The organism is Kitasatospora sp. NPDC096128 (assembly GCF_040303105.1).
Taxonomy (GTDB): Bacteria; Actinomycetota; Actinomycetes; order Streptomycetales; family Streptomycetaceae; genus Kitasatospora.
In genome coordinates this window covers 143,941-158,877 of sequence record NZ_JBEOSP010000021.1, presented here as the reverse complement: position 1 = coordinate 158,877, position 14,937 = coordinate 143,941, and the positions used below count along the sequence as shown (strand labels likewise).

15 protein-coding genes and 1 pseudogene are annotated in these 14,937 nt (G+C 75.6%); 7 read left to right on the top strand and 9 right to left on the bottom strand.

What is annotated here, in order from left to right; genetic code table 11:
- On the bottom strand, positions 1-1,249 hold a 1,249-nt coding region (locus tag ABTY61_RS23750; RefSeq protein ID WP_350507051.1), incomplete at its 3' end, for a sensor histidine kinase.
- The gene (locus tag ABTY61_RS23745) at positions 1,246-2,055 is read right to left on the bottom strand and encodes a response regulator transcription factor (RefSeq protein WP_350507050.1); all 810 of its coding nucleotides are present in this window, start codon (positions 2,053-2,055) and stop codon (positions 1,246-1,248) included. The genes ABTY61_RS23750 and ABTY61_RS23745, both read right to left, overlap by 4 nt.
- A gap of 224 nt (positions 2,056-2,279) precedes the next feature.
- On the opposite strand from ABTY61_RS23745, the pseudogene ABTY61_RS23740 reads away from it, so the two are divergent.
- The 4 genes and pseudogenes from ABTY61_RS23740 to ABTY61_RS23725 all read left to right on the top strand — a co-directional run.
- Positions 2,280-2,990: pseudogene (locus tag ABTY61_RS23740) on the top strand (glycosyltransferase family 2 protein); the annotation flags it as partial.
- Positions 2,991-3,092: 102 nt separating this feature from the next.
- Positions 3,093-3,620 (top strand): TIGR04282 family arsenosugar biosynthesis glycosyltransferase, encoded by a 528-nt coding sequence (locus tag ABTY61_RS23735; RefSeq protein WP_502895417.1) that lies wholly within the window; start codon positions 3,093-3,095, stop codon positions 3,618-3,620.
- Entirely contained in the window at positions 3,617-4,270 is a 654-nt protein-coding gene (locus ABTY61_RS23730) for a methyltransferase domain-containing protein (RefSeq protein WP_350507049.1), read from the top strand. The genes ABTY61_RS23735 and ABTY61_RS23730 overlap by 4 nt, the downstream gene beginning before the upstream one ends.
- 79 nt (positions 4,271-4,349) lie before the next feature.
- Entirely contained in the window at positions 4,350-5,543 is a 1,194-nt protein-coding gene (locus ABTY61_RS23725; RefSeq protein ID WP_350507048.1) for a thioesterase domain-containing protein, read from the top strand.
- A 30-nt stretch (positions 5,544-5,573) separates the two neighbouring features.
- Here ABTY61_RS23725 and ABTY61_RS23720 read toward each other — a convergent pair whose 3' ends face one another.
- The 6 genes from ABTY61_RS23720 to ABTY61_RS23695 form a co-directional block, all read right to left on the bottom strand.
- Positions 5,574-6,215: a cytochrome b/b6 domain-containing protein gene (locus tag ABTY61_RS23720; protein WP_350507047.1), complete on the bottom strand. Its 642-nt coding sequence runs from the start codon at positions 6,213-6,215 to the stop codon at positions 5,574-5,576.
- The gene (locus ABTY61_RS23715) at positions 6,199-6,912 is read right to left on the bottom strand and encodes a molybdopterin-dependent oxidoreductase (RefSeq protein WP_350507046.1); all 714 of its coding nucleotides are present in this window, start codon (positions 6,910-6,912) and stop codon (positions 6,199-6,201) included. Before ABTY61_RS23715 ends, ABTY61_RS23720 begins: the two co-directional genes overlap by 17 nt.
- A gap of 65 nt (positions 6,913-6,977) precedes the next feature.
- A complete protein-coding gene (locus ABTY61_RS23710; protein ID WP_350507045.1) occupies positions 6,978-8,348 on the bottom strand; it encodes a glycosyltransferase 87 family protein in 1,371 nt (456 codons plus the stop codon).
- Positions 8,341-9,222 carry an S-methyl-5'-thioadenosine phosphorylase gene (locus ABTY61_RS23705; RefSeq protein ID WP_350507044.1) on the bottom strand — a complete coding sequence of 294 codons (882 nt, stop codon included), beginning with the start codon at positions 9,220-9,222 and terminating at the stop codon, positions 8,341-8,343. Before ABTY61_RS23705 ends, ABTY61_RS23710 begins: the two co-directional genes overlap by 8 nt.
- Before the next feature lie 75 nt (positions 9,223-9,297).
- Positions 9,298-9,840 carry a hypothetical protein gene (locus ABTY61_RS23700; RefSeq protein ID WP_502895412.1) on the bottom strand — a complete coding sequence of 181 codons (543 nt, stop codon included), beginning with the start codon at positions 9,838-9,840 and terminating at the stop codon, positions 9,298-9,300.
- Positions 9,837-11,111, bottom strand: a complete 1,275-nt coding sequence (locus ABTY61_RS23695) for a molybdopterin-dependent oxidoreductase (protein ID WP_350507055.1) — start codon at positions 11,109-11,111, stop codon at positions 9,837-9,839. Before ABTY61_RS23695 ends, ABTY61_RS23700 begins: the two co-directional genes overlap by 4 nt.
- Before the next feature lie 531 nt (positions 11,112-11,642).
- Here ABTY61_RS23695 and ABTY61_RS23690 point away from each other — a divergent pair.
- Together ABTY61_RS23690 and ABTY61_RS23685 are read left to right on the top strand one after the other, a co-directional pair.
- Positions 11,643-13,151 (top strand): MFS transporter, encoded by a 1,509-nt coding sequence (locus ABTY61_RS23690; protein WP_350507043.1) that lies wholly within the window; start codon positions 11,643-11,645, stop codon positions 13,149-13,151.
- A complete protein-coding gene (locus tag ABTY61_RS23685) occupies positions 13,148-13,789 on the top strand; it encodes a TetR/AcrR family transcriptional regulator (protein WP_350507042.1) in 642 nt (213 codons plus the stop codon). Before ABTY61_RS23690 ends, ABTY61_RS23685 begins: the two co-directional genes overlap by 4 nt.
- 133 nt (positions 13,790-13,922) lie before the next feature.
- Here ABTY61_RS23685 and ABTY61_RS23680 read toward each other — a convergent pair whose 3' ends face one another.
- Positions 13,923-14,150 carry a hypothetical protein gene (locus tag ABTY61_RS23680; protein ID WP_350507041.1) on the bottom strand — a complete coding sequence of 76 codons (228 nt, stop codon included), beginning with the start codon at positions 14,148-14,150 and terminating at the stop codon, positions 13,923-13,925.
- Between the two features lie 407 nt (positions 14,151-14,557).
- On the opposite strand from ABTY61_RS23680, the gene ABTY61_RS23675 reads away from it, so the two are divergent.
- Positions 14,558-14,761, top strand: a complete 204-nt coding sequence (locus ABTY61_RS23675) for a cold-shock protein (RefSeq protein ID WP_045694210.1) — start codon at positions 14,558-14,560, stop codon at positions 14,759-14,761.
- The last annotated feature ends 176 nt before the right edge of the window (positions 14,762-14,937 follow it).

The following is a 14,937-nucleotide window of genomic DNA, read 5'->3' as shown; positions in this document are numbered from 1 at the left end:
CGGTCCGCTGGGACGGCACCGCGCTGCGGCTGGAGCAGCGGCACTGCGCGGTGAACCGGCTGAACGCCGCAGCCGGGCTGCTGCTGGTGCCCTCGTCGAAGCAGCAGCCCCCGGCGACGTTGCGCACCCGGGCGTGCCCGGCGTGTGCCTCGACGATGCCGCGCACGATGGCCAGCCCGAGCCCGGCGCCGCTGCCCCCGAGCCCGGCGCCCCCGGCCTCGGTGCGCTCCCCTGGCACTCCCGGGCTCCCCCGGTCCGCCGAGCGCGGCGTGCGGGCGGTGCTTCCGCGCCACCCGGTCTCGAACACCCGGGGCAGGTCCGGCTCCGGGATGCCGCCGCAGCCGTCGGTGACGGCGAGCACCACCTCGTCCGCCTCCCGACGGGCGGAGACCGCCACCACGCCGTCCTCGGGGGTCGAGCGGATCGCGTTGACCAGCAGGTTGCCGAGGACCCGGGTGATCTCCCCGGAGTCCACCTCGACGGGTTCGGCGGCCACCGGCCCGCCCTCCAGCCGGACCCCGCGCTGGCGGGCCAGCGGGTGGGCCCCGGCGAGCGCCTCGTCGACCAGGTCGTACACCGACACCCGGGACACCGACAGGGCGAGCGCGCCCGCCTGGATCCGGGACAGCTCGAAGAGGTCGTCGACCATCCCGGTGAGCCGTTCGACCTCGGTGCGCATCCGCCGCAGGTAGTCCTGGGGGTGCTCGGCGACGCCGTCCTCCAAGGCCTCCGCCATGGCGCGCAGGCCGGCCAGCGGGGTGCGCAGGTCGTGCGAGATCCAGGCGATCAGCTCCCGGCGGGAGGTGTCCAGGGCCTGCGAACGGGCCCTGGCCTCGGCGAGCCGGGCGCTGGTGGCGGCCAACTCGGCGCCGAGCTGGGCCAGTTCCAGGCCCAGCGGGCGCTCGGGCGCGGCGAACCCGGCGTCGCTGCCGACCGTCCGGGCGGCCGCGGTCAGCGCCCTGCTCCCGGCCACCACCTGGCGGCCGAGCAGCGCGGCGGTGGCCAGCGAGACCACGGCGGCCATCGCCAGCACGGTGATCACCACGCCGAGGTCGTGCCGGGACAGGAACATCGCCTGGGCGACCGCGAAGGTCCCGGAGGTGACCGCCAGCACGGTGACGGCGGCGACGCAGAACAGCGACAGCGCGAGCGAGCGGCGGCGCAGCAGCCGGACGGCCGCCCAGCCGAGCAGGCCCGCCCCGCCCGCGCCGAGCGCGGCGAACAGGGCGATCAGCAGCAGGTCCTTCACGCCGGGCCGCCCTTCCCGCCCGCGGCCGGCCCACTGCCCGCAGCCGTCGGACCCCCGGCCGTCGGGCCCTCGCCCGCGGCCGGGTCGTACCGGTAGCCGACGCCCCAGACCGTGGAGATCAGCCTCGGTGCCGCCGGATCGTCCTCGATCTTCTCGCGCAGCCGGCGCACGTGGACGGTGACCGTGGAGAGGTCGCCGAAGTCCCAGCCCCACACCCGCTCCATCAGCTCCTGCCGGGGGAACACCGTGTGCGGATGCCGGAGCAGGAACGCCAGCAGGTCGAACTCCCTTAGTGTCAGGGCCAGTTCGCGCCCGTCGCGGTGGGCCCGGCGGGCCTGCGGGTCGAGCGCGATGTCCCCCGAGACGAGCCGCCCGCCGGCCGGGCCGGACGGCGCGCCCGCGCGGGAGCGGCGCAGCACCGACTGGACCCGCAGGACCAGCTCGCGCGGGCTGAACGGCTTGGTGACGTAGTCGTCCGCGCCCAGTTCGAGCCCGAGGATGCGGTCGGTCTCGTCGCCCTTGGCGGTGAGCAGCACGACCGGCAGCTCGGCGCCGTCCGCGTCGGCGCGCAGCCGGCGGAGGATCTCCAGGCCGTCCATGCCCGGGAGCATGAGGTCCAGGACCAGCAGGTCCGGTCGGACGCTGCGGGCCAGGGCGAGCCCCTGGGGGCCGTCGGCGGCGCGGTCGACGTGGTGACCGGCACGGGTGAGGTAGCCGGCCACGACCTCGGCCACGGTCGGGTCGTCGTCGACCACCAGGATCCGGCCGGGCTGTGCCGGTCCGGCGGTGGTGGGGCTCTCGTTCACCCCGCCGAGGATACGAGCCGGCGGCGGCCGGGGGCGGCCACCCGGGTGCCCCGTCCGAGTTCCGTAAGATCCAGCGCCAGGATCCCGCGCCCGTGCGCGCGGCGGCTCCCCCGGCCCCGCCGGGACCCGGCATCCCCCGAACGGGGCGCGCCGCCCCGGACGTCGTACTTCCGTAAGGGCGCGGCTCGGCTCCGGCGGTGCCGGCCGCGGTTAGCGTGACCGGCGTGACTCCTCCCCTTCCCCCTTCCCCGGCCGTCGACGTCATCCTGCCCTGTCTGGACGAGGCCGCCGCCCTGCCGTGGGTGCTCGCCCGCATCCCGGCCGGCTGGCGGGCCGTCGTGGTGGACAACGGTTCGCGCGACGGCTCCGCCGAGCTGGCCCGCTCGCTCGGCGCGACCGTGGTCGAGGAACCCCGGCGCGGCTTCGGCGCCGCCTGCCACGCCGGGCTGCGCGCCGCCACCGCCGAGCTGGTCTGCTTCATGGACTGCGACGGCTCGCTCGACCCCGCCCAGCTCCCCCGGGTCACCGGCCCGGTGCTGGCCGGCGCCGCCGACCTGGTGCTCGGCCGCCGCCGGCCGGCCTCTGTCGGCGCCTGGCCGGTGCACGCCCGGCTCGCCAACGCCGTCCTGGCCCGGCGGCTGCGGGCCCGCACCGGCGCCCCGCTGCACGACCTCGGTCCGATGCGGGCCGCCCGCCGCGAGCGGCTGCTGGCCCTGGGGCTCGGCGACCGGCGCTCGGGCTATCCGCTGGAGATGGTGCTCGCGGCCTCGGCCGCCGGGCTGCGGATCGCCGAGACCTCCGTCGACTACCTCCCCCGCGCGGGCCGGTCCAAGGTGACCGGCACCCTGCGCGGCACCCGGCAGGCCGTCCGCGACATGCGGGCGGTGCTGGCCGCACCGCCGCCGACCCTGCTGGTGATCGCCAAGGCGCCGGTGCCCGGCCGGGTGAAGACCCGGCTCACCCCGCCGTACACCCCCGCGCAGGCGGCGGGCCTGGCCGAGGCGGCGCTGACCGACACCCTGCACGCCCTGGCCGCGATGCCCGCCGGGCGGCGGCTGCTGGTCCTGGACGGCGAGCCGGGCGGCTGGCTGCCGCCGGGCTGGGAGGTCGTCCCACAGTGCGCCGGCGGCTTGGACCGCCGACTCGCCGCCGCCTTCGCGCACGCCGCCAGGCTGGCCCCGGAGGCCCCGGCCCTGCTGGTCGGCATGGACACCCCGCAGCTGGACCCCGCCGCGCTGGCCGAGCCGCTGGCCGCGGCCCGGCGGCCGGGCCTGGACGCCTGGTACGGCCCGGCGGCCGACGGCGGGTTCTGGGCGCTCGGCCTGGCCCGGCCGGGCGGGCCGGCGGCGGCGCGACTGCTGCACGGGGTGCCGATGTCCACCCCAGACACCGGCGCGGCCCTGCTGCGCCGGCTGGCGGAGGCGGGCCTGACCGTCCACCGGCTGCCCCGGCTGACCGACGTGGACACCGCCGAGGACGCCCGGCTGGTCGCCGAGCAGGCCCCGGACAGCCGCTTCGCCGCCCGGCTGCGCGCCCTCGACTCCGTTCCGGAGGTGGCGAGTTGACGGTCGCCGCACCCTGGGTGGACGACCCCTTCGCGGAGGCCGTCCGCACCGGCTACGGCCCGCTCTGGCTGCGCCGCGAGGACGGCCGGCGGCTGCACCTGGACATCGAGCGCTGGTGCGCCCCGGCGGCCGGGGCCGACCACAGCCTGCTGCGGCGCTGCGCCCGGACGGCCGCGCCCGTCCTGGACCTCGGCTGCGGCCCCGGCCGGTTGGTCGCCGAGCTGCTCGCCCTCGGGGTGCCCGCGCTCGGCGTGGACGTGACCAGGGCGGCGGTCGCCCGTACGGTCGGCCTCGGCGGCGCGGCGCTCTGCCGCTCGGTGTTCGACCGGCTGCCGGCCGAGGGCCGCTGGGGCGCCGCGCTGCTCGCGGACGGCAACCTGGGCATCGGCGGCGACCCGGACGCCCTGCTCCGCCGGAGCACCGAGCTCCTCGCCCCGGACGGGCTGTTGCTGGTGGAGGTGGAGCCCGAGGAGGTGGACGAGCGGACCGTCGTCCGGGTGGAGGGGCCGGACGGCCGACTCGGGCCGGCCTTCCCCTGGGCCCGTCTCGGCACGGCCGCCACCCTGCGGCGCTCCCGCGCCGTGGGCCTGGTCGAGGCGGAGCGCTGGACCTCGCACGGCCGCCGCTTCCTCGCCCTGCGCAAGGGCTGAGCCGCCCGGCCCGGACCATGCGTCACACTGGTGCGCGCCGTCCGACAGACCGGACGGCCGGGCACCGGAGGGGGCAGCAGTGGGCAGCGACATCGTCGGGGAGTTGGCGGCGGCGCTCGGGTGCGGTGAAACGGCGGCGGAGCGGGTCGACCGCGACCACCACCGGCTCACCGTCCCGGTCGAGCACGGGGACCGGATCACCGTCGACGTCCTCGGCGACCCGCGCACCGCGCACCGGGTGGTCCACCTGCTGCCCGGCGGCGGGCTCAACGTCGCCGCCAACTACTGCACCGCACAGGGCCGCAGCCTCGCCCGCTTCCTCGCCGACCACGGCTGCCTGGTGCTCGGCACCACCCCGCGCGAGGACGCGCTCACCCCCGACCGGATCGGCCCCCGGTGCGCCGACTGGGGCCTGGCCGGGCAACTGGCCGACCTCGAACGGGTCGTCACCGCCGCCCGCTCCGCCACCGGCCTGCCGTACGAGCTGCTCGGCCACTCGGCCGGGGCCGCACTCGCCCTGACCGCCGCCGCCCGGCTCGGCGGCGAGGGCCCGCAACGGGTGCTGGTGCTCGACACCACCGGCCCCTACGACCCGCAGCGGGAGCCGGAACTGGCGGCCCGCGCCGAGGAGTTGCACGGCCTGCTCGAAGAGCGGCTGGCGACGGGCGACTGGACCGTCGACCCCGGGCTCAAGAGCCTGTTCGCCCGCGCGGCCACCGACCCGGACGCCCCGAGCGGGCTGCCCCGGCCGGTGGACGGCGCGGCACCGTTCAGCAACCTCGGGCTGCTGCACTACGCCCTGACCCGCACCCGCGACCTGCCCGGCCCGACCAACTGGATCCACCACCGCGGCCACAGCACCGGCGGCTACACCTTCGGCGCGGCCCCCGCCGACGACCGCTTCACCCTGGCCCACTCCCCGCTCCCGGTCTGGCAGCAGGCGGTCGCCAGGCTCGGCAGCGGGCTCCAGCCCACCGCACTGCTGCGCGACCTGGCGGCGGTCTGGGCCGGCCGGGCCGGCCCCGACCTGATCGACTGGGAGGCGGTCCGGGCCGAAGTGGTCTGGCTGAACGCCGAGTTCGGCCGCGGCGACCACGACCTCGGCGCCCGCCTGATCGACCGGGGCGGCGCCAAGGTCGACTACCTGGTGATCCCGGACTACGGCCACGGCGACGTCGTCTGGTCCGCCACGGCCGAGCGCGATGTGTGGGGCCTGCTGCTGCCCCTGCCGCGACCGGGACTGCGAGCGGGACGGCGACCGGGACGGCACTGAGGACAGCACTGAGGACAGCACTGAGGGCGGCTACTCCACCGCCTCGTCGGCACCGGTCCGCACCGGTTCCCGCCGCCCGGTGCGCCAGTGCGGGTGCTCGCGCTCGGCCCAGGTGCGGTCGACCAGGCCGGTGCGCATCCCGAGGCGTGACTCGCGGTCCCGCAGGGCCATCCGGACGTGGCCGGCGATCACCACGGCGATGGCGGCGGCCAGCCAGTCGTGGACGAAGGTCGCGCCGGTGCGCCAGGTCGGCGGGGCGAGGTGGGTGAGCCACATCAGCAGGCCGGTGCCGATGATCACCAGCATCGAGCCGAGCGTCCACTGGGCGTACAGCTTCTGCCCGGCGTTGAACTTGCCGGCCGGGCGGTGCCCGGCGCGGGCGCGGAGGGCCCGCAGCCACTGCCGGTCGGCGGGGGTGAAGCGGCTGAGCCGGGAGAAGTCGGCGCGCAGCGCCCGGGAGGCGAGCCCGAGCAGCAGCGGGACCGGCAGTGCCAGGCCGCACCAGACGTGCACGGTGACCACCAGCGGCCGGTTGCCGACCAGGACGGCCAGCGGCCCGAGGTAGAGGCAGGCGGCCGTGGCCAGGCAGACGCCCATCAGCGCGGCGGTGGTGCGGTGCACCCAGCGCTCGGCCCGGGTGAAGCGCAGGACCAGTTCAGCTCGTCGGTGCATCGTCCCGCCCGTTCGACCGGCCGACCCAGGCGTCGACGTCGTATCCGTTGCCCTCCCAGTACCCCGGCTGGACGGAGTCCGTGACGGTGATCCCGGAGAGCCATTTCGCTGACTTGTAGAAGTACATCGGCGCGACGTACAGCCGCACCGGTCCGCCGTGGTCGTGGGTGATCGGCTTGTCCTGGAGGCGCAACGCGACCAGTACGTCGTCGCGCCGGGCCTGTTCGAGGGTGAGGCTCTCGCTGTACGCGCCGTCGAAGCAGTCGAAGCGCACGGCCTTGGCGCCCGGCCGCACCCCGGCGGCGTCCAGCAGGTGGGCCAGTGGCACCCCCTCGAACGGGGTGTCCGGCACCCGCCAGCCGGTGACGCACTGGACGTCCTTGACCAGCCGGCGCTGCGGCATGGCCTGGAGGTCGGCGAGCCGGTGGGCGGCGGGGCGCTCGACCAGTCCGCCGACCGTGAGGGTGTAGTCCGCCGCGGTCCGCTCGGGGACGGAGGTGACCACCGAGTAGTAGCGGAACCCGGCATTCCCGGGCAGCAGCCCGGACAGGCCGCTCGGGTCGCGCTCCGCCAGCCCGGATTCCACCCGCTGGAGGAACGGCCCGGCGGCGACGCCGAGCGCGCCGAGGCCGAGCAGCCCGAGCACCACCCGGCGCCCGACCGGGGTGCCCCGGCCCTCTTCGTCTGTACTGTCCACGCGACTGTCCACGCGAGGATTCGACCAGGTCGGACCGGTCCGGGGCCAGTGGCGGGGGCGTTCCGTCAGACTTTCGTCATCTCCGGCCCGCCCCCGCGCACCGGGCGCGGCACCAGCGCCCCGGCCAGGGCGCGCAGCGCCGGCACCACCAGCACGCAGGCCAACGCGGCGCCGTACGCGGTGCGTTGGGCGTCCTCGCCGCCCACCAGGTAGAGCACCTGCCCGGCCGCCGGGACGGCCAGCCACTCCCACCGCCCGTCCAGCCCCACCAGGGCCACCACCAGCAGCCCGTACCAGGGGTAGCTGGGCGCGACCAGCAGCAGGGCCGTCCCGGTCACCAGCAGCGCGCCCTGCCAGGGGCGGGCGGGGTCGCCGCGGCGCAGCACCCACAGCACCACGCCCGCCAGCACCAGCGCGGCCGCCCACGGCGCCCACCGGTCCGGCAGCACCGCCCGCACCAGACCGAAGCGCTCCAGGTGGCCCTGCTCGTATCCCTCCTCCCGCAGGTACCCGGGCAGGTATCCGAGGACGCCGAGGCCGGAGGCCGCGACGTACGGGAGGTAGACGGCCGCGAAGGTGCCGAGGGCCGAGGCGAGCAGCACCAGGTCACGCTTGGCGGGCCGCCGGGCCAGCAAGCCCGAGAACGCCCCAGGCAGGGCGAGGGCGGGCAGCAGCTTGGTCGCGACCGCCGCTCCGAGCAGGGCGCCGCCGGCGCCGGCCCGGTGGCGGGCCGCGCAGCCGAGCCCGGCCACCATGAGCAGCGCGCCGAGGGTGTCGACGTGGGCGTCGTTGACGGCCCACACCGTCACGCCCGGGCACCAGCCCCACAGCGCGGCCCGCCGACCGCGCCGTACCAGCAGGGCGGTGGTGGCGACCGCCAGCAGGGCGCCGCCGACCTGCACCCCGCGCACCCCGCCGCCGAAGGGGTGCTCGGCGAGGAACCACGCCTCGGCGACGGGCGGATAGATGGTGTGCACGGCGGGCCGGTTGATCCGGGTGCAGTCCCCGGCCGCCGTCCGGTGTTCGTCCCAGGACGTGCAGCCGTCCCCGGTGGGGAACAGACCGGGGTCGCGCAGCCGGAGCAGGGCGGGGTCGTCCGGGGTGTGGGCGTACGGGGAGATCCCGGCCGTCTGGACCCGCCCGTCCCACACGTAGCGGTAGGCGTCGTCGCTGGTGCGCGGCGGTGCCAGCAGTCCGACCGCGGCGACCAGGACGCTCCCGGCCAGCACGACCGGCACCACCCTGCGCTCCTCCACCCGCCGCAGCAGGAGCAGGGCGAGGGCGAACAGGGCGGCGTCCAGGGCGTACCAGTCGTGCAGCGGCGCCCGGTCGGCGAGCGAGCCGCCGCCGGTCACGGTCAGCGCGAGGGCCACCACCAGGGCGGCGAGGGCAGCGGCGCAGGGCAGGGTCCGGGTGAGCACCGGCCGGTCAGTCACCGGGGACACCGGGGACACCGGGGACACCGGGCAGTCCGGTGGCCAGGCCGTCCAGGGCGTGCGAGCAGACGCAGTCCCGCTCGACGGGCAGGGCCTCCAGGGCCTTGAACAGGACGCTGCGCAGCCGATCGACGTTGGCGGCGAAGGCCCGGAGGACTTCGGCGTGGGTGACGCCGTCGCCGTGCTCGACTCCGGCGTCGTGGTCGGTGACCAGCGCCAAGGAGGCGTAGCAGAGGCCGAGTTCGCGGGCGAGGACGGCTTCGGGGTGGCCGGTCATACCGACCGCGGACCAGCCGTTGGCCGCGAACCAGCGGGACTCGGCACGGGTGGAGAAGCGCGGGCCCTCGATCACCACCAGCGTGCCGCCGTCCACCGGCTCCCAGCCCGCCGAGCGGGCCGCCGCCAGCACCGCCGAGCGCCCGGCCGGGCAGTACGGGTCCGCCATCGACACGTGCACCACCCCCGGCACCGTTCCGTCGGGCAGCGCCCGCCCGTCGTAGAAGGTCTGCACCCGCCCCGAGGTCCGGTCCACGAACTGGTCCGGCACCAGCAGCGTGCCCGGCCCGAACTCCGCCCGCAGCCCGCCCACCGCGCACGGCCCCAGCACCTGCCGCACCCCCAGCGAACGCAGCGCCCACAGGTTCGCCCGGTAGTTGATCCCGTGCGGCGGCAGCCCGTGCCCCCGCCCGTGCCGCGGCAGGAACGCCACCCGACGCCCCGCCACCTCCCCCACGAACAGCGCATCGCTCGGCGGCCCGTACGGGGTCTCCACCCGCACCTCCACCACCTCGTCCAGCAGCGCGTACAGCCCCGAACCGCCGATCACCCCCAGCTCGGCCCGGGGCCCGTCCGCATGTTCCTGACGTACCGTCATCTGTTGTACCTCTCCTCGGAAGTCCGGCCCGACCACTGTAGGAGCGGACCGGGACGGACCGGGCGGAACGCCTCCTTACGAATCCCGAACACCGCGGGCGGCGCCCCGACGGCGGCCGCCGGTCGCCCGGCCGCCGCTCCGCCGGGCGCGGCGCAGCTTGACCGCCAGGGCGAGGGCGGCGGCGCCGAACAGCACGGCGGTGATCGCGAGCCAGCGGCCGAGGTAGACCCCCTCCGACAGTCCGGTGGCCCCCGGGTAGGGCTCGGACAGGTCGAGGATCAGCGGGAACCAGACGAGCAGCAGCAACCCGGACAGGAACACCGGGACCCGCAGGTAGTTGATCCAGCCCACGGCCGGGGTCCGCTCCGCGCGGTGGCGCAGCACGGACCGGGTCGAGAGGTCCGCCAGCGAGTACAGCGGGAGCAGGACCAGGTCGTGGGCGACGGCCGCGCCGACGAACCAGACCGCCACCGCGAGCGGCCGTTCCGTCACCAGGCGCTCGACCGCGTAGCCGGTCAGGGCGAGGGAGGCGAGGAGCACCAGCAGGTGCAGCGGTCCGGCGCCGTACCAGCCGTACCAGCGGGCGAGGGAGGCGCGTCGTCGCATCGTGTCGGTCACGTCGGTGAAGTCCTGAAGGTGAGGCGCCCGACCCATTTGGTGTTGTTCACACCGGGGTTGGCCGGGACGATGATCCGCGCGGGGTAGCCGTGGTCGAGCGAGAGGTCGGCCCCGTTGACGCGCAGGGCGAGCAGCGAGTGGGGGTCGCGGATCTGGTTGCCGCGCAGCACCACGGAGGTGTACGGGCCGGGTGGCTGGACCGAGTCCACCAGGACGTTCGCGGCGTCCGGCAGCCCGGCCAGGGCGGCGAGGTCGGCGAGCGGAAGGCCGCTCCAGTGCTGGTCGGCGGTGGACCAGCCCTCCACGCAGGCGATCGGCAGCCGGGCCGAGCGCTGCGGCAGGGCGAGCAGCTGCTCCCGGGTGAACACCCGGACGGGCCCGGCGCCGTGCAGTTCCAGCCGCCAGTCCGGTCCGACCATCGCGGCCGAGACGCCGACGGCGGCTGCGGTCTTGTTGACCTGGAAGCCGTTCGGCCCGGATTCCGGGTCCCGGTTGTGGGGTGCGAGCAGGGCGGTGCCGCGCAGCCGGCCGCCGACGCTCTGCCCGGCGGTGACCACCAGCAGGGCCAGCGATCCCGCGCCGACCAGGGCGAGCGCCCCGCGGCGGGCGATCGTCGGCGGGGCGGGCTCGGGCGCCACCAGGCCGTCGGCGTCCGGGGGTTCGGGCCGGGTGCCGGTCGGGCCGGTGCGCAGCTCCACCAGCAGCGAGCGCGACCGCAGGGCGCGGACCATCCGGCCCAGCCGGAGGGCGACGTGGACGGTGAACGCGGCGATGAACACCCACGCGCCGTAGAAGTGCAGGGTGTAGAAGGAGCCCGGGAAGACGTAGTGGAGCTGGATGTTGAGGATGCCGGTGGCGAACTCGAAGACGGCGCCGCCGACCAGCATCAGCAGCGACAGCCGCTCCAGCGCGTGGGCGGCGCTGCGCACCGGCGGCCACTCGAACAGCTTGGGGATCACCGACCACAGCTTGGCCAGCAGGACCGGCACCAGGACGACGCCGAGGGTCACGTGCACGCCCTGGGTGAGCCGGTACAGCCAGGAAGGGCTGGTGGGCCAGTCGAAGAGGTAGAAGCCCAGCACGCCCTTGTCCGGCGTCTGGTCGTTGAGCGGGCCGAGGTCGGGGTTGTAGGCGGCGTACGACAGGGCGCCGGTCACGAAGAGCACCGGGATCCCGAGCAGCAGCACCAGCCCGAACACCGAGGTCAGCCACGGCCCGCGGATCGGGCTGCGCCAGAACCGGGGCCGGAACGGTCCGGGCGGCGCGGGCAGTTGCCCGAGCCGCCCGGCGAGCGCCGCCGCCGTCCCCGCGAGCGCCGACAGCCGGGCGGTGACCACGGCGCGCGCTCGCCCGACCGCCTGCCCGAGGCCGCCCGGCGCGCCGGCGCGCCGCCGGGTTCGCCGGGGCCGCTTTCCCGGCGAGCCGTCGTCGTTCTGCGCCGTGTCCACCGACCACCTCCGAAGTCCGCCGGACAGCCAACCATCCGGGGGAAGTGCTCCCGGCGAAACCGCCCGGAACCACCCGGAACCGGCGGAGCTATCACCCGGACGGCCCCGCCGGCGCGGCGGCGGTCAGGCCCTGCGGCGGTCCGGCCCGGCGGGCCCCTGGAGCGCCCGGAACCCCTGCGGAGGTCAGCGCCGCCCCGCTTCCGCCGCCCTCGCCGGTCATGTCATCATATGAAGACATCAGGCGATGACATCGGCTGACGACATCCCGAGGCCATGCGTGCCCCGGAATGCCCGGGGACCGGCATCCCGCTCCCCGGTCCGGACTCTCGATCTGTGACAAGGGAGGGCGCGTCCATGGAGACCCCGACGGGCCTGTCGACGCGACGTGAGCGGGCCCTGGTGCCCGTCCTGGTGTTCCTCAGCGCCGTGGTGGCGGTGATCAGCAGCCTCGGCGCCCCGATGATCCCGACCATCGCCACCGTCGACCACGTCTCGCTCGCCGAGGCCCAGTGGTCGCTGACCATCACCATGCTGGTCGGCGCGATCGCCACCCCGGTGCTCGGCCGGCTCGGCGACGGCCCGGACCGGCGCAAGGTCACCCTGGCGGCCGCCGCCGTGGTCGTGCTCGGCAGCGTGCTGGCCGCGCTGCCGCTCGGCTTCTGGTGGCTGATCGCCGGCCGGGCGCTCCAGGGCGTCGGCGTCGGCCTCACCTCGCTGGCCATCGCCACCGCCCGGGACGCCCTGCCCGCCGCGGCCTCCCGTTCGGCGGTCGCACTGCTGTCCGTCACCACTGTCGCCGGCGTCGGCCTGGGCTACCCCGTCACCGGCCTGATCGCCCAGTCCTTCGGCATCCACGCGGCCTTCTGGTTCGGCGCCGTGATCAGCGCCCTCGCGCTGCTGCTCGCCGTCCTGGTGCTGCCCGAGGCGGAGCACCGTGAACGGCGGCCCCTCGACGTGCTCGGCACCGTCCTGCTCAGCCTCGCCCTGGTCGGGCTGCTGCTGGCGCTCAGCGAGGGCGAGAACTGGGGCTGGGCCTCCGGCCGGCTGTGGACGGTGGCCGCGCTGTCGGTGCTGCTGCTCGCCGCCTGGATCCGGCACGAGCTGCGCAGCGCCCACCCGCTGGTCGACCTGCGCAGCCTCCGCAACCCCGTGGTGCTGACCGCCGACGTGGCCGGCCTGGTCGCCGGCGTCGGGATGTACCTGCTGACCTCGCTGGTGATCCGCTTCGTCCAGACCCCCACCAGCACCGGCTACGGCCTGGGCGCCTCCGTCGTGGTCGCCGGACTGGTGCTGCTGCCCTTCTCCGCGACCAGCCTGATGTCCAGCAAGATGGTGCCCGTCCTCACCCGGCGCACCTCCTCCGCCCTCGTCCTGCCGATCGGCTGCGCCGTCTCGCTCGCCTCGGTGCTGGCCTTCCTCTTCGCCCGCGACCAGCTGTGGGAGCTGCTGGTGGTGATGGGGATCGCCGGGCTCGGGGTCGGCTGCACCTTCGCCGTGATGCCGGGGCTGATCGTCGCCGCCGTGCCCGCCGACGAGGTCGGCAGCGCGGTCAGCTTCAACCAGCTGCTGCGCACCATCGGCTACTCCACCGGCAGCGCCCTGTGCGGCGCCGTGCTCCAGGCCCACACCGCGCCGGGCCGGCTGCTGCCCGCCGACAGCGGCTACCGGGACGCCGCGCTGATCGGCTGCGCGGTGTGGGTGGTGATCGGTCTGGCTACGATCGTCCTGCCGCGGCTCAGTGCGGCGGCGGCCGCCCGGAACGGCGTGCGAGTGGACGAGGAGCTGATGGTGGAAGAGAGCATCGCCGACGCGGTGGCCGGCGAGAGCGAGGTACCCGTGCTGCGGGCGGGGGCCGACCGGTGACCGCGCCGCCCGGCGGCTCCGACGGAACGGACAGGCGCACCGAACCCGCACCGCCCGCACCGTCGCCAGCTCCCGCACCGCCCGCACCGCCCCGGCGCCGGGACGCCGCCCGCAGCCGCGAACTGCTGGTGCGGGCGGCCCTGGAGCTCTTCGCCGAACGCGGCTACGACCGCACCACCACCCGGGAGATCGGCGAACGGGCCGGTGTCGACCCGGCGTTGATCGCCCGGTACTTCGGCGGCAAGACCCAGCTCTACCTGGCCACCGTCCGGCTCGAACTCGGCGACGAGGCCCCGGCCGACCTGCTGGCGGAGGAGCGGCTGCGCACCCTGCTGGTACGGCTCACCCAGCGCGGCCCCGGGCCGTCCTTCCAGGCCGCGGTGATGCCCGGGGACAACACCGAGGTGCAGCAGGCCTCCCGCAGCTACCTCTACGAGCGGATGGTGCACCCGCTGCACGAGCGCTTCACCGCCGAGCGGGTGGACCGCCCGCAGCTGCGGGCCGAGCTGGCCGCGGCCGCCTTCGCCGGGGTGGTCCTGGCCCGCTCCAGCGGGGCGTTCAGCGAGCTCGCGGCGGCCGACCCCGAGGAACTGCTGCCGCTGCTGCACGAGCTGCTGGCGGCGAGCCGGCCGCACTGAGACCGGTTCCGCACGGACACCGTCCGCGTCCACCCGCGACGGATCATCACCTGGAACCTGGAGAAGCCCGGCAGCACCGCCCGCGACGTCCGATGGCCCTGGGGCCTGTCGTCGGGGGCGGGGCTCGCCGAGGTCAGAGCCTGAACATCGCCGTGTACGGCTGGGGGATGCGCTCCTGCCGCGATCCGAAGTCGACGAGCACCGCGATGTCTCCGTCACCCTCGACGCCGATGACCCGGCCGAGGCCGAACCCGTCATGAGTGACCCGGTCCCCGACGGCGAAGTGCTTGCGCGGCGACTCCGTCCGGGGCTTGAAAGGGCTGGTGGGCAGGGGGCGGCGACCTGCTGAGAAATTTGTCATTTCATTCAGTATGCGCTGGGCAGCACGGGTACGGCACATTTCGACGCAACGATTTCGACACCGATCCGAAAAATCTCGGCCACGGGCCGGGCGCGCCGCCGCCGAGGCGGCCCGCTCCCGCACCCAAGTCCCCGGCGTTCCAGGCGCGTTCACGGCCCTCCCGGACCGGGACGACCGCGCGTGCGCCCGCCCCGCGCAAACCCACGGGCGGAACTACCCTCCATGACGGGCGGCGGCCTGCTACAGTCGACCTAGTTGCAGTAGTGGTTCCCATGAACTTTGTGTGCGCCTGCTGATCTTGCAGGCGCATTTTTTGTTCCCCGGCTCTTCCCCGGTGGGCACTTCATGCGGTGACTCGAGGCCCGCACCGTGCGCGCTTCGGACAGTCCCTTGAAGGAGATTTTTTAATGGCTAATGGCACTGTGAAGTGGTTCAACTCGGAGAAGGGCTTCGGCTTCATCGAGCAGGAGGGTGGCGGCCCCGACGTCTTCGCCCACTACTCGAACATCAACGCCAATGGCTTCCGTGAGCTGCTTGAGGGCCAGAAGGTCGAGTTCGACGTGACGCAGGGCCAGAAGGGCCCGCAGGCCGAGAACATTCGCCCGCTGTAGTTCACCCGCCACGGCACCCGCCTGGTGGTGAGGGGCCCGCACCGCGCACACGCCCGGTGCGGGCCCCTCGGCGTCGCGCCACGGCGCACCGCGCCCCTGCGCGTTCCCGGGCAGTTCGTGCCCCCTGGTTCCGCCACCGGTTTCCGCCACCGACCGCCGTTCCCACGCGAGACGCC